Origin of the sequence: Mycobacterium sp. IEC1808 (assembly GCF_002101935.1) — a bacterium.
GTDB lineage: Bacteria > Actinomycetota > Actinomycetes > Mycobacteriales > Mycobacteriaceae > Mycobacterium.
The window spans coordinates 139,349-150,762 of record NZ_LQPV01000015.1 but is presented as its reverse complement, the minus strand read 5'-3'; the positions used below and the strand labels follow the sequence as shown (position 1 = coordinate 150,762).

The window sequence follows — 11,414 nt, the reverse complement described above, 5'->3', positions numbered from 1 at the left end:
TCTCGGCGTTCGGGTTTGATGGCCGTCACCGTAGGGTGACGCCGGCGTCCACCTTGAACTCCAGCCCGGTGACGAATCGAGACTCGTCCGACACCAGGAACAGCACCGCGTTGCTGATGTCGATCGCCTCGGCCATCAGGGTGGGCAGGGCATTGAGGAAGATGGGGATCAAGTCGGGCCGCGTCTCGGCCAGGAGGCCCTGCAGGGATTCCGGGCGCATTCCCGTCTCCACCCCCGTCGGATGCACGGTGTTGACGCGAACGCTGTGCGCGGCAAGCTCATTCGCCAGCGCGCGGCTCAACCCGACGACGCCGTGCTTGGACGCCGTGTACGGAAGGTGCAGCGGCGTGCCCTTCAGCCCGGCCGACGAACTGACCAGGATGAGGCTGCCGCCCTGGCCGACGAGGTGGGGGAGGGCGGCGGCGCAGGTGTTCCAGGTGCCGATGAGGTTGACGTCGACGACGGTGCGCCAGTGCTCCGGCGTCGTCGTGTCCCAGGTGCCGACGGTCAGCACCCCGGCGTTGGCCACGGCGGCGTCCAAGCCGCCCAATTCGGCGACGCCGTCGTCGACCGCCGCGGCCAGGGCCGCCGCGTCGCGGATGTCGACCACGTGGAGGACGGCGCGGCGGTCATGCTTTTCGATCAGCCGCACGGTTTCCTCGAGGTCCGCGCGCGAGGCGAGGGGATATTCGATTTCCGGTAGCGAGGCGCAGATGTCGACCAGGATGAGGTCGGCCCCTTCCTCGGCCAGGCGCACGGCGTGGCTGCGGCCCATTCCCCGCGCGGCGCCGGTTACCAGCACCCGCTTGCCTGCGACTCGCCCAGTGGCACTCATAGCTTGTTGCAGAACCCGGCGTCGACGGGGAAGGTCACCCCGGTGACGTACCTGGCCTCGTCGGAGACCAGGTAGGCGATGGCGGCGCTGATGTCCTCGGGCTCCAGCAGGCCGACCGGCATCGGGTTTTGCAGGTGCGGGCCGCCGTCCGGGTAGTTCTCGAGGAATTCGGTCATGGCGGGGTTGAGCGCCATCATGGTGTTGACCGCGGTCGGGTGCACGGTGTTGACCCGAATGTTCAGCGGCGCAAGCGCATTGGCGAGCGTCCGCATCAGCCCGACGATACCGTGTTTGGAGGCCGCGTAGCCCAGGCCGCCGCCCTGCAGGCCGCCGAAACCTTTCAGCCCAGCGGTGGAGCTGGTGAAGATGATCGCCCCGCCGCGATTACCGGCGAGCAGGTGCGGAATCGCCGCCCACGCGGTGTGGTATGCGCCGTCGAGGTTGACCCCGGTCGCCGCCTTCCACTGCTCCAGCTCCTCCTCGATGGTCAGCTCGCGGAAGGCCACCGGCGCGATCCCCGCGTTGGCCAGCACGATGTCGAGGCGACCGAACTGCTCGACGCCGGCGTCCACCGCCGACTTGACCTGATGGAAGTCGCGGACGTCGGCCACCAGCCCGAGCATCTTGGCGCCCTCGGCCTCGACGAGGGCCACCGTTTCGTCGAGCTCGACGCGGCTGGCCATCGGGTAGCCGTTCGCGGCGATGTCTTCGCAGATGTCGATGCCGACGATGTTGGCCCCGTCGCGCGCCAGGCGAATCGCGTGGCTGCGGCCCTGTCCGCGAGCGACCCCGGTGATGAAGGCGACCTTGCCTTCCAGTTGGCCCATGCTTCTGCCCTTCAGTAACGTGGTTACCCGAACGGTAGAGTAACATGGTTACTGTGGTTGCAGAAGGGGGTCGCCAGCCGGACCCGATCATCGAGATCGTGGTCGAGCTGCTGGACACGCAGGGCTACGAGGCCGTGCAGCTCCGCGAGGTGGCCAAGCGCGCGCGGGTATCCCTCGCCACTATCTACAAGCGGTACGCGACCCGCGACGAGCTCATCGTCGCCGCCCTCGAATGGTGGATGGACACCAATCGCTACGCGAACCTGCCGTCACCGGCCACCGGCGAAGGCGGCGAATCGCTTTATTCCGACCTGATGGCTGTGTTCCGGACGATTTTCGAGCCGTGGGAGCGGCACCCGACGATGCTGCGATCGTACTTTCGCGCACGGTCCGGGCCGGGTGGCGAACGGCTGATCCAGCGCGGCGTCGACGCCGTGGTCCCCGTCGCAAAATCGATTACGGCCAAGGTGGATTCGGACTATGCGAAAGATCTTGAGCTGATCCTGACGGGCGTGGTCTTCGGCTTCCTGGGGCGCTTTGCGCAGGGCGAGATCGAGGTCACCGAGATCGTGCCCGGGATCGAGCGCGCCGTGTTCTGGTTGACGGCGGCCTACGAGGACCGCGCCGTCGCGCGATAGTTCAAGTGCCGCAGAACGTTTGGTACGCGCCGAAATCCTCGGGCGCGGGGCTGGCGTAGCGCTCGAGGCCCGGGCGTTCGTCGTACGGGGCGGTGACTGCGTCGAGCAGGCGCCCGAGCGGATCGAGATCGCCCACCGTGGCCGCGGCCAGTGCCTCCTCGACCAGGTGATTGCGCGGAATGTAGACGGGGTTGGTGCGGTCCATAGATTCGGCGTCCGGGCCGAGGGCGCGCCAGCGCGCCAACCACTCGTCGAACCCGGCGAGGTTGATGAACAGCCCGCGCGCTCCCTCCGATTCGCCGCGCGCCGCCCGACCGAGGTGGCGGAAGAAGGACGTGTAGTCGACATGGCTCTCGTTCAGCAGCGCGAGCAACTCGTCGGCCAGCGGCGCAACGACTCCGGCGTCCAGGTCCTGAGACAGACCCAGTTTGGCGCGCATGCCGGCCGACCACACCGCGTCATAGCTGGGCCGGAAAATTCCGAACGCTTCCTCGGCGAGCGCCACCGCCTCGTCAACGTCGTTGGACAACAACGGAATCAGCGATTCGGCGAACCGCGCCAGGTTCCACCCGGCGACCACCGGCTGGTTGCCGAAAGCGTAGCGACCCCAGAAATCGATCGAGCTGAAAACCGTGTCCGGGTCATACGCCTCCATGAAGGCGCACGGCCCGTAGTCGATGGTTTCACCAGAGATCGTCATGTTGTCGGTGTTCATCACCCCGTGCACGAAGCCGATCAGCATCCATCGGGCGATCAGCGACGCCTGGACGGCAACCACCGCTTCGAACAGGGCCAGGTACGGCCGCTCGGCCTCGGCCGCGCTCGGATGGTGTCGCGCGATCGCGTGGTCGGCGAGGCGGCGCAGCAGATCGACGTCGCCGGTGGCCGACGCATATTGGAAGCTGCCCACGCGCAGGTGACTGCTGGCCACGCGGGCGAGCACGGCGCCGGGCAGCACCGTCTCGCGCTGCACCGGCCGCCCGGTGGCCACGACGGCTAGCGACCGGGTCGTTGGGACGCCCAGCGCGTGCATCGCCTCGCTGACGATGTACTCGCGCAGCATCGGACCCACCGCCGCCAGACCGTCGCCACCGCGCGCGAACGGCGTGGGTCCCGACCCCTTCAGGTGGATGTCGCGCAGGCGCCCGCCGTCGTCGACGAGCTCGCCCAACAGCAGGGCGCGGCCGTCGCCCAACCGCGGGACGTACCCGCCGAACTGGTGCCCGGCATACGCCTGGGCCACCGGAACGGCGCCGCCGGGGACGAGGTTGCCCACCAGAAAACGCAGCCCGTCGGGACTCCGCAGCCAGTCGGCGTCGAGACCGAGCTCGGCGGCCAGCGGCTCGTTGATCGCGAGCAGCCGCAGGTCGGGGGCCGGCTCGGCCTGCCAGCGGACGGCCATCTCCGGCAGCTGGCGAAGGAACCGGTCCTGCAGAGCAACGGTGGTATCCGGCGCAACGCTCACTTCACCGAGACTACGGAAAGTCCCGTCCCTAGCCGATGGCCTGCGCGATCAAGTCGCGGGCGCGGTCGAGCATCGAGGCAAACGGCCCGACGGCGAAATTCAGCTTCGCCGATTCCACGCCCGGATGCGGACGGGTTGGGGCTATCGCCTCGGCCGCACGCACCGCCGAGCCCATCCGCTTGAGGTCGTTCGCGTCGACTTCCTTCTGCAGCAGGGGGAATTCTTCGTCCTCCTCGTGCCGGGCGTGGTCGAGCACGGCGTCGCGCAGCTTGGTCAGCTCGTCGATGAACTCCTGCGAGGTGAAGTCGAGTTTCTCGATCCCCGACAGCAGTTCCTTGGCTTCGTGCTCTTCTTTGAGCCGGGCGTCGACGATTGCGTCGCCGCCGTCTACCTCGCGGCGAGTCCGCGGATGCACCACCATCTCCTCGGCCGTCTCGTGCACGGCCAGCAGTTGGCGCAACTCCACGAACGGCTTCTCGCGTGCCTTGGGGTCGGATGCGTGCAGCACTTCGTCAAACATGTCCTCGATGAGGTTGTGCTGCGCTTTGAGAAACGCGACGACCTCCTCGGGAGACTGAACAATCATGTCGGCCATCGCCGATACCTCCATCGATAGGGGATTCGGGGGTGCGGGCTATGGGCTGTGCACCGCTTTGCCAGAAATACCCGGCGCTGGGACGGGTAAACGCGAGCCCCCGTCAGACCGCTTGCAGCATCCGACGGGGGCTTCCGCGGATTCAGCTAGATGTTGCCGCGTGTGGTGGGTGTTCCGACAGCCGCGATTGTGTCGGTGTCCTTGCGGCGCTTGAGGCCGATGAGTCCACCCAACCCGAGCAGGCCAAGCAGCCCCCACAGGCCGTTGTCGTCGCTGTGTTGGTCGGTGTTTTGGCCATTGTTGTTGTCGGCCAGCGTCGTTGTGGTCGATGACGGCGCCGGCACATTTTGAGTGGTGGCGTTGGCGACGCCCGCCCCGCCGAACAGCAGTGCTCCGGTGGCAGAAATGACCGCAATTGTCTTACGCATGTTTGCTCCTGAATTTGTTGTGCTCGATCGAGTGAACTGACCGAGAAAGAGTGCGACGCGAAAAAGGGCCCGAATGTCGCAAGGGCTGGGCTACCCGGCGTGAGAGGATTGAAACTGCACCCAAGGATTTTGCCCAGTACGATCGTTTGCCGATGGATCAGCAGGACCCGCAACAGCGCATCGCCGAGTTGGAGCTGCAGCTCGCGCAGCAGAAGCGCATCGCGGAGCTCGAGCGCCAGCTGGCCGACGCGAGAGCGGCCGCGGGAGACGGCCAGCCAGTCGAGCGTCCGGCCGAGGTCTCCGCGGTGCAGCTGGCCGCCATCGACGAGCACGCGCGCCGGCTGGCGCAGGCCTTGGCGGCCGACCGCAGTCAGCCCTTCGGGGGACCGGCGCCGCTTCGGGAGGCACTTGCACGCGCCGTCGTCGACGCGGGACTGTCGCAGCAGCAGTACAGAGACGTCCTCGACCGGGCCGGCCTGCGCGCGGGAGGCACGATCAAAGTCGGGGGACAAGTCGTCTACCAGCGTTGCGACCCATCCGATTCCGTTTTCCTGGCACCGCGCCCGCGGGGAGCCTATGGCGGTCAGGGCTTCGCGGCGCCGCAGCGCAAGATCTCCGGGGCCGGTTGGATCGGGCCGATCGTTGCGCTGCTCGGCGGGGGGATCGGCCTCTGCGTAGGCATCGCGGCGGCGGCGACCGCCCTCATCCCGTCGAGCGCGCTGTGGATGAGTCCCGTCGTGTGCCGCAGCGGATACGCGATGGCGTACAACACCTCGCACTACAGCTACAAGCCGGGCCAGTCGGGCACCAGCGTGAGCTTCCAGTGTGTCGGTGACGGCGACTCGTACGACGTCAACGACTTCGCGGTCTTTGCGCTGCAGTCGTTGCTCGCCGCGCTACTGGTGTTCGCCGTCCTGGTTGTGGGGGGCCTGCTCTGGCGGCGCTCGCGCAAGCCCGCGTGATCATCGGTTCGCCGGGCGACTACGGTCTAAGGAACACGAATTTCACCCAACGGAATGAACATGGCGACAGATCAGATGTACGAACAGGTCGACGACCAGGCGCCGGATCCCGCCGACATCGGCTGGCGCATCGATCCCGTTCTCGCCCGCAGTTGGCTGCTGGTCAACGGCGCGCACGCTGACCGTTTCCAGGCGGCGGCGCATTCCCGCGCCGACATCGTCGTCCTCGACATCGAGGATGCGGTGGCGCCCAAAGACAAGCAGGCCGCCCGCGAGAACGTGGTGCGTTGGCTCAACGCCGAAAACACCGACTGGGTCCGCATCAACGGGTTCGGCACCCCGTGGTGGGCCGATGATTTGGCGGCACTGGCCGGTACGCCCGTCGGTGGGGTGATGCTGGCGATGGTCGAATCGGTGGACCACGTCACCGAGACCGCGCAACGCTTGCCCAACGTGCCCATCGTGGCGTTGGTCGAGACGGCCCGGGGACTGGAGCGCATCACCGAGATCGCCGCGGCCAAGGGCACATTCCGGCTCGCGTTCGGGATCGGCGATTTCCGCCGCGACACCGGCTTCGGCGAGGACCCGAGCACCCTGGCGTACGCGCGCTCGCGCTTCACGATCGCCGCGAAGGCGGCCAACCTGCCGAGCGCGATCGACGGGCCGACGATCGGCTCCAACGCGTTGAAGCTCATCGAGGCCACGGCCGTTTCCGTCGAATTCGGGATGACCGGCAAGATCTGCTTGACGCCGGATCAGTGCGCCGTGGTGAACGAGGGACTTTCCCCATCTCAGGACGAAATCTCCTGGGCCAAGGAGTTTTTCGCCGAGTTCGAACGTGACGGGGGAGAGATCCGCAACGGCTCCGACCTGCCGCGTATCGCGAGGGCCACCAAGATCCTGGATCTGGCCCGCGCCTACGGCATCGAGGTGTCGGAGTTCGACGACGAGGAGCGCGTGCACTCGCCCGCGCCGTCGGACACGTATCACTACTAGGAGTTGGTCCGATGAGCGCCACGGTGGACTTCCACTTCGACCCCATGTGCCCGTTCGCCTACCAGACGTCGTTGTGGATCCGCGACATTCGTGAGCAGCTCGGCATAACCATCAACTGGCGCTTCTTCAGCCTCGAGGAGGTCAATCGGTCGGAGGGCCAAAAGCACCCGTGGGAACGGGAGTGGTCCTACGGCTGGTCGCTGATGCGGATCGGGGCGCTGTTGCGCCGGACGGACATGTCATTGCTGGACCGGTGGTACGGCACGATCGGGCGCGAGCTGCATACGCTAGGCGGCAAGCCGCACGATCCGGCGGTGGCGCGAAAACTGCTGGGCGACATCGGCGTCGACGCGGCGGTTTTGGACGAGGCGCTGGACGACCCCACCACCCACGACGAGATTCGCGAGGAACATCAGCGCGTCCTCGACGCGGGCGGGTTCGGTGTGCCCACGCTTTTTCTGTTGGACCAGTGCCTGTTTGGACCCGTGTTGGTGGATCCGCCGACCGGGCCTCCCGCGCTGACCCTGTGGAACGTCGTAACCGGGATGGCCGAGTTGCCGCATGTCTACGAACTGCAGCGGCCCAAGGCGCCGGCCGATCTCGATCTCATCGGCCGAAGCCTGCGCCCGTATCTCGATGGGCGCGATTGGGTCAGCATCAACCGCGGCGAAGTCATCGACCTCGAGGGACTAAGCCGCGTGTCGGGCAATGGCGACGCCGATTCGTAATTCGATCTCGCTGACTTCGATCGTGGGAGCCCGAGGTGGGGCCGTCGACCGGTACGTCTGCCCCGTCGGCGTGGTGAACTCGGCTGTGTGCGTATGGTTTTCGTCCACAGTGGTCCTCACCCGCCAGCCCGCGGCCTCCTTGGCGTAGTTGCACAGCGCACAGCAGCCCATCCCGTTGTCCGCGGTGGTGGGGCCGCCCGCGGCCCACGGCCGGGCGTGGTCGCGATGTCGGATCGGCGCGTCGCAATAAGGAGTGCGGCAACGTTGATCTCGCATCTCGATGAAGGCGGCCAGGCCGCGCGGAAACAGGCGCGCCCGCGACTCCATCGCGACCAGCGCCCCCGAACGCGGATGCGCGTAGAGCCTGCGCAGCGTCGCCCGGGAGCGCCGGTCCGCCAGCGCGCCGGCGACCATGGCCCGGGCGACCGCCGCCGGAACCGGGCCGTAGCCGCCCAGGTCCGCCGGCGCATTGTCACCGCCCAGCAGCGTTGCGTCCGTGAGGACCAGGTTGACCGCGATCGGGGTGGGGATTGCCGCGTCGCGTCCGGTGACCCGTTCCACCAGGGTGTCCGCCATGATTTGGCCGCGTGAGCGCCCGTCGCACCGGGTGTCCGCCTCACGGCGCAGCGCCGCGTACACCGAGACTCCCTGGGTCACCGGCAGCAGCGCGGTCACGTAGGTCATCGTGTCCGGCGCCGGTCTAATGGTGACCGTTCGCTCGTTCTCGGCCTTGGCCGCTCGCTCGACGACGGCATGCGGGTCCAGGCGATAGGCGATCGCCTTGGCGGCCGCGGCCAGCCGCGCGTCGCCCACGCCGTTCAGCTTTTCCGGGTCGGCGCACAACTCGGCGTCCAGCGTGCGGCGATCCTCGACGTCCAGGCAGGCGCTCTCGCGCACGATCAGGGTTGCCCGCCACTCCGAGAGCGCCCCGCATTCCAGTGCCGCCAGCGTGTGCGGCATCTCGTACACCAGCGCCTTCGCGAATCCCAGATGCCGGCCGCCCCGGGCGGGGGAATCGCGTCGCGCCAGCGCAATCTCGCTGGCCACCCCCCGTCCGCGCTGTGCGGCCGGCACGCCGGCGGCGGCTTCGTTCGAGCGTCGCAACGCATCCAGGGCCGCGGCCAACCGCGCCTGACCCGCGGCGGCGGCCGACTTTTCGCGCTCCAACTCGGCGATCCTGTCGATGAGAGCGGCCTCGTCCGCATTCGGTTCGAACATAAGTTCGATTGTACCGGGGCCGCCGACAAGATCGCTAACCTGAGCCCGTGGGCGCCAAAAGCCGCATTCGTGTGGCGCGCGTATATGACGAAACCGAGCCGAACGACGGGCAGCGGGTGCTGGTCGATCGCATCTGGCCGCGCGGGGTGCGCAAGGACGACCCGCGGGTGGGCATCTGGTGCAAGGACGTCGCGCCGTCGAAGGAGCTGCGCGAGTGGTACCACCGTGACCTGGAACGGTTCGACGAATTCGCGGCGCGCTACACCGACGAGTTGCACGACAGCCCGGCGCTGGCGGAGCTGCGAAAGCTGGCCAAGCACGGCGTCGTGACCCTGGTAACCGCCGCCCGCGAAGTCGACGGCAGTCACGCGGCGGTGCTGGCGAAGCTCCTCAAAGGCAACTGAAATGCGGTTGGGATTGCACGCGCTGGGAATCGGGTCCGGCGCCGACCGCGCGGTGATCGACGCCGTCGCATCGGCCGCGGACAATTGTGGCTTTGCCACACTCTGGGCCGGTGAACACGTCGTCATGGTGGATCGATCCGCGTCCCGCTACCCCTATTCCGACGACGGCGTCATAGCCGTTCCCGCGCAAGCGGATTGGCTCGACCCGATGATCGCACTGAGCTTCGCCGCCGCTGCGTCGTCCCGAATCGACCTGGCGACGGGTGTGCTCCTGCTCCCCGAACACAACCCGGTCGTGGTGGCCAAGCAGACCGCGAGCCTGGACCGGCTGAGCGGCGGGCGCCTGACGCTGGGCGTGGGCGTCGGATGGTCGCGGGAGGAATTCGCCGCTCTTGGTGTGCCTTTCGAGCAGCGGGCGGCCCGCACCGCCGAATACGTGGCGGCGATGCGCACGTTGTGGCGCGACGACCTCGCCTCGTTCGACGGGATGTTCCTCCGCTTCGATGCGATCCGGGTCAACCCAAAGCCGTTGCGTGAGCGCCGCATCCCAATTGTTTTGGGGGGCAACAGCGATGCGGCGCTGCGGCGGGTGGCCGCTTGGGGCGACGGCTGGTACGGGTTCAACCTCGACGGCCCGGCCGCGGTGCGCGAACGCATCGACAGGCTGGAGCGGCTCTGTGCCGACGAGGGCCGCGACCGCGCCGAGCTGAGGGTGTTCGTGGCGCTGCGGGAGCCAACTGTCCGCGACATCGGCGCGCTTTGCGAGGCGGGCGTCGACGAACTGGTCCTGGTGGCGGCGCCGCCCGACCGCCCCGAGGCCGCTACCGGCTGGGTTTCCGCGTTGGCCGACAAGTGGGCGGAGGCGCTTGGGTAGGCTGCGCGTTTGATATGAGCGAACCCGAAGTGATCTTGCCGCGGGAACTGACCGACATCAGCGAAGAGGTGCGTCGCGTGCCCCCGCCGCCCGGCACCGCCGACGTTCCCGAACCGTATGCTTTCCGGCTTGCCGACCCGGACAAAGATGCCGAGATGATCTCGGAGTGGATGAACCGGCCCGCCCTCGCCGAATCATGGGAATACGCCTGGCCGCCCCAGCGCTGGCACCGATACCTCAGCGCGCAACTCGACGGCAGCTATTCCCGACCGTTTTTTGCCAGCCAGGATGGCCAAGACCATGCTTACATCGAGTTGTACCGGGCCGCAAAGGATTCCATCGCCACCCGGTACGAGGCGGACCCGTACGATCTCGGGATACATGCCGCCATCGCCGACGAGGAGTTCGTGAATCGGGGTATCGCCGGGTACGTGCTGCCGTACTTCGTGGCGAGCGTGCTCGGCCAGGACCCACGGTGTCGCCGGATCATGTTCGATCCCGATCACAGGAACAAGACCGCGCGGCGATTCTGCGAGCGCGCCGGTTGCGCGTTCCTGGGCGAGCACGAAATGTCGAACCGGCGAATGGCGCTGTATGCGCTGCCCCGTACTCCCGACGACGTGCCGAAGCTCCGCGAGGCCTGAGCGCCGGGGTCAAACCTGCGCCGCCGCCCACTGGCCCACAACCACCGCGGCGATGCCCAGGGCGACGCTGACGACGACGTTGGCCAGCGCCGTCCATGTCTGGCGTTCCTCACCGAGGCGATGCGTTTCCAGCATCCAGGTGGAAAACGTGGTGTAGGCGCCGACGAACCCGGTCCCCACGACCAGCGCCGCGTCCTTGCTCAGCGCCAGGCCGCCGAGGAAACCCAACAGGAAGGCGCCGCTGACATTGACCGCCAACGTCCCGAACGGAAACGACCGAGCCACCCGCCGGGCCACCGCGCGGTCGATCACGAACCGCAGCACCGACCCGATGCCCCCGACGAGCGCGACGCCGGACCAGACCAACACGGTCGTCATCGGCGCACCCTCACCCGGCGAACGAAGGCGGTGGCCATGTAGACGGCCAGGAATCCCAAGATGACGCTGGTGACCGTGTAGGTCGCGGCCATGGCCCAGTGGCCGTGCTCGATCATCCGGACGGTCTCGACCTGCATCGTCGAGAAAGTCGTTAAGCCGCCGCAGAATCCGGTGCCGAGCAGCGGGCGCCGGTAACTCGACACCGGTAACCGCTCCAGCAGTCGGGTGGTGAAGTAACCGACCAGGGCGGCGCCGACGATGTTGACGATGAACGTCGGCCACGGCCACTGATCCGTGTCACGGACGAGGACCGTGCTCAGCCCCGCCCGGGCCAGCGCGCCGATCGCTCCGCCGACGAAAACCGCGGCCAGTTCGCGATAGTCGGGTCGTGCCACGCGTTCGGTTCCTTTCCGGCGGATGAA

Annotated in this window: 15 protein-coding genes; 7 read left to right on the top strand and 8 right to left on the bottom strand. The window is 67.7% G+C overall.

Annotated features, from left to right (window positions below):
- Positions 1-25: 25 nt before the first annotated feature.
- Positions 26-835, bottom strand: coding sequence for a mycofactocin-coupled SDR family oxidoreductase (locus AWB92_RS09395; protein WP_085185085.1), 810 nt, complete (start codon positions 833-835; stop codon positions 26-28).
- Positions 832-1,662: a mycofactocin-coupled SDR family oxidoreductase gene (locus tag AWB92_RS09390; protein WP_085185084.1), complete on the bottom strand. Its 831-nt coding sequence runs from the start codon at positions 1,660-1,662 to the stop codon at positions 832-834. The genes AWB92_RS09395 and AWB92_RS09390 overlap by 4 nt, the downstream gene beginning before the upstream one ends.
- A gap of 44 nt (positions 1,663-1,706) precedes the next feature.
- On the opposite strand from AWB92_RS09390, the gene AWB92_RS09385 reads away from it, so the two are divergent.
- Positions 1,707-2,300, top strand: a complete 594-nt coding sequence (locus AWB92_RS09385; protein ID WP_085185083.1) for a TetR family transcriptional regulator — start codon at positions 1,707-1,709, stop codon at positions 2,298-2,300.
- A gap of 1 nt (position 2,301) precedes the next feature.
- Here AWB92_RS09385 and AWB92_RS09380 read toward each other — a convergent pair whose 3' ends face one another.
- The 3 genes from AWB92_RS09380 to AWB92_RS09370 form a co-directional block, all read right to left on the bottom strand.
- Positions 2,302-3,765: a protein adenylyltransferase SelO gene (locus tag AWB92_RS09380; protein ID WP_085185082.1), complete on the bottom strand. Its 1,464-nt coding sequence runs from the start codon at positions 3,763-3,765 to the stop codon at positions 2,302-2,304.
- 28 nt (positions 3,766-3,793) lie between these two features.
- Entirely contained in the window at positions 3,794-4,360 is a 567-nt protein-coding gene (locus AWB92_RS09375; protein ID WP_085185081.1) for a hemerythrin domain-containing protein, read from the bottom strand.
- A gap of 146 nt (positions 4,361-4,506) precedes the next feature.
- Positions 4,507-4,788, bottom strand: a complete 282-nt coding sequence (locus AWB92_RS09370; RefSeq protein WP_085185080.1) for a WGxxGxxG family protein — start codon at positions 4,786-4,788, stop codon at positions 4,507-4,509.
- A 152-nt stretch (positions 4,789-4,940) separates the two neighbouring features.
- On the opposite strand from AWB92_RS09370, the gene AWB92_RS09365 reads away from it, so the two are divergent.
- From AWB92_RS09365 to AWB92_RS09355, 3 genes are all read left to right on the top strand, one after another.
- The gene (locus AWB92_RS09365) at positions 4,941-5,750 is read left to right on the top strand and encodes a hypothetical protein (RefSeq protein WP_085185079.1); all 810 of its coding nucleotides are present in this window, start codon (positions 4,941-4,943) and stop codon (positions 5,748-5,750) included.
- A gap of 75 nt (positions 5,751-5,825) precedes the next feature.
- Positions 5,826-6,746: a CoA ester lyase gene (locus AWB92_RS09360; protein ID WP_085185170.1), complete on the top strand. Its 921-nt coding sequence runs from the start codon at positions 5,826-5,828 to the stop codon at positions 6,744-6,746.
- Between the two features lie 11 nt (positions 6,747-6,757).
- Positions 6,758-7,474: a DsbA family protein gene (locus AWB92_RS09355; protein WP_085185078.1), complete on the top strand. Its 717-nt coding sequence runs from the start codon at positions 6,758-6,760 to the stop codon at positions 7,472-7,474.
- Here the strand turns inward: AWB92_RS09355 and AWB92_RS09350 are convergent.
- Positions 7,436-8,692, bottom strand: coding sequence for an HNH endonuclease signature motif containing protein (locus AWB92_RS09350; protein WP_085185077.1), 1,257 nt, complete (start codon positions 8,690-8,692; stop codon positions 7,436-7,438). The two genes, AWB92_RS09355 and AWB92_RS09350, sit on opposite strands and share 39 nt — an antisense overlap.
- Before the next feature lie 47 nt (positions 8,693-8,739).
- Between AWB92_RS09350 and AWB92_RS09345 the strand changes: the two genes are divergently transcribed.
- Genes AWB92_RS09345 through AWB92_RS09335 form a run of 3 tightly spaced genes read left to right on the top strand, consistent with a single transcriptional unit; the run spans position 8,740 to position 10,614 of the window.
- A complete protein-coding gene (locus tag AWB92_RS09345) occupies positions 8,740-9,096 on the top strand; it encodes a DUF488 family protein (protein WP_085185076.1) in 357 nt (118 codons plus the stop codon).
- A 1-nt stretch (position 9,097) separates the two neighbouring features.
- Positions 9,098-9,970 carry an LLM class F420-dependent oxidoreductase gene (locus AWB92_RS09340; RefSeq protein ID WP_085185075.1) on the top strand — a complete coding sequence of 291 codons (873 nt, stop codon included), beginning with the start codon at positions 9,098-9,100 and terminating at the stop codon, positions 9,968-9,970.
- Positions 9,971-9,984: 14 nt separating this feature from the next.
- Complete coding sequence (locus tag AWB92_RS09335; RefSeq protein ID WP_085185074.1) at positions 9,985-10,614, top strand: GNAT family N-acetyltransferase; 630 nt, start codon at positions 9,985-9,987, stop codon at positions 10,612-10,614.
- A 9-nt stretch (positions 10,615-10,623) separates the two neighbouring features.
- Here the strand turns inward: AWB92_RS09335 and crcB (AWB92_RS09330) are convergent, their stop codons facing one another.
- Both crcB (AWB92_RS09330) and crcB (AWB92_RS09325) read right to left on the bottom strand, forming a co-directional pair.
- Positions 10,624-10,992: a fluoride efflux transporter CrcB gene (gene crcB, locus AWB92_RS09330; protein ID WP_085185073.1), complete on the bottom strand. Its 369-nt coding sequence runs from the start codon at positions 10,990-10,992 to the stop codon at positions 10,624-10,626.
- Positions 10,989-11,387, bottom strand: a complete 399-nt coding sequence (gene crcB, locus AWB92_RS09325) for a fluoride efflux transporter CrcB (RefSeq protein ID WP_085185169.1) — start codon at positions 11,385-11,387, stop codon at positions 10,989-10,991. The genes crcB (AWB92_RS09330) and crcB (AWB92_RS09325) overlap by 4 nt, the downstream gene beginning before the upstream one ends.
- Positions 11,388-11,414 lie beyond the last annotated feature (27 nt).

What these genes read in the sequence shown, in the direction of transcription:
- AWB92_RS09395 (WP_085185085.1), bottom strand. Translation starts at nt 835, where the DNA reads ATGAGTGCCACTGGGCGAGTCGCAGGCAAGCGGGTGCTGGTAACCGGC.
- AWB92_RS09390 (WP_085185084.1), bottom strand. Translation starts at nt 1,662, where the DNA reads ATGGGCCAACTGGAAGGCAAGGTCGCCTTCATCACCGGGGTCGCTCGC.
- AWB92_RS09385 (WP_085185083.1), top strand. Translation starts at nt 1,707, where the DNA reads ATGGTTACTGTGGTTGCAGAAGGGGGTCGCCAGCCGGACCCGATCATC.
- AWB92_RS09375 (WP_085185081.1), bottom strand. Translation starts at nt 4,360, where the DNA reads ATGGCCGACATGATTGTTCAGTCTCCCGAGGAGGTCGTCGCGTTTCTC.
- AWB92_RS09370 (WP_085185080.1), bottom strand. Translation starts at nt 4,788, where the DNA reads ATGCGTAAGACAATTGCGGTCATTTCTGCCACCGGAGCACTGCTGTTC.
- AWB92_RS09365 (WP_085185079.1), top strand. Translation starts at nt 4,941, where the DNA reads ATGGATCAGCAGGACCCGCAACAGCGCATCGCCGAGTTGGAGCTGCAG.
- AWB92_RS09360 (WP_085185170.1), top strand. Translation starts at nt 5,826, where the DNA reads ATGTACGAACAGGTCGACGACCAGGCGCCGGATCCCGCCGACATCGGC.
- AWB92_RS09355 (WP_085185078.1), top strand. Translation starts at nt 6,758, where the DNA reads ATGAGCGCCACGGTGGACTTCCACTTCGACCCCATGTGCCCGTTCGCC.
- AWB92_RS09350 (WP_085185077.1), bottom strand. Translation starts at nt 8,692, where the DNA reads ATGTTCGAACCGAATGCGGACGAGGCCGCTCTCATCGACAGGATCGCC.
- AWB92_RS09340 (WP_085185075.1), top strand. Translation starts at nt 9,098, where the DNA reads ATGCGGTTGGGATTGCACGCGCTGGGAATCGGGTCCGGCGCCGACCGC.
- AWB92_RS09335 (WP_085185074.1), top strand. Translation starts at nt 9,985, where the DNA reads ATGAGCGAACCCGAAGTGATCTTGCCGCGGGAACTGACCGACATCAGC.
- crcB (WP_085185073.1), bottom strand. Translation starts at nt 10,992, where the DNA reads ATGACGACCGTGTTGGTCTGGTCCGGCGTCGCGCTCGTCGGGGGCATC.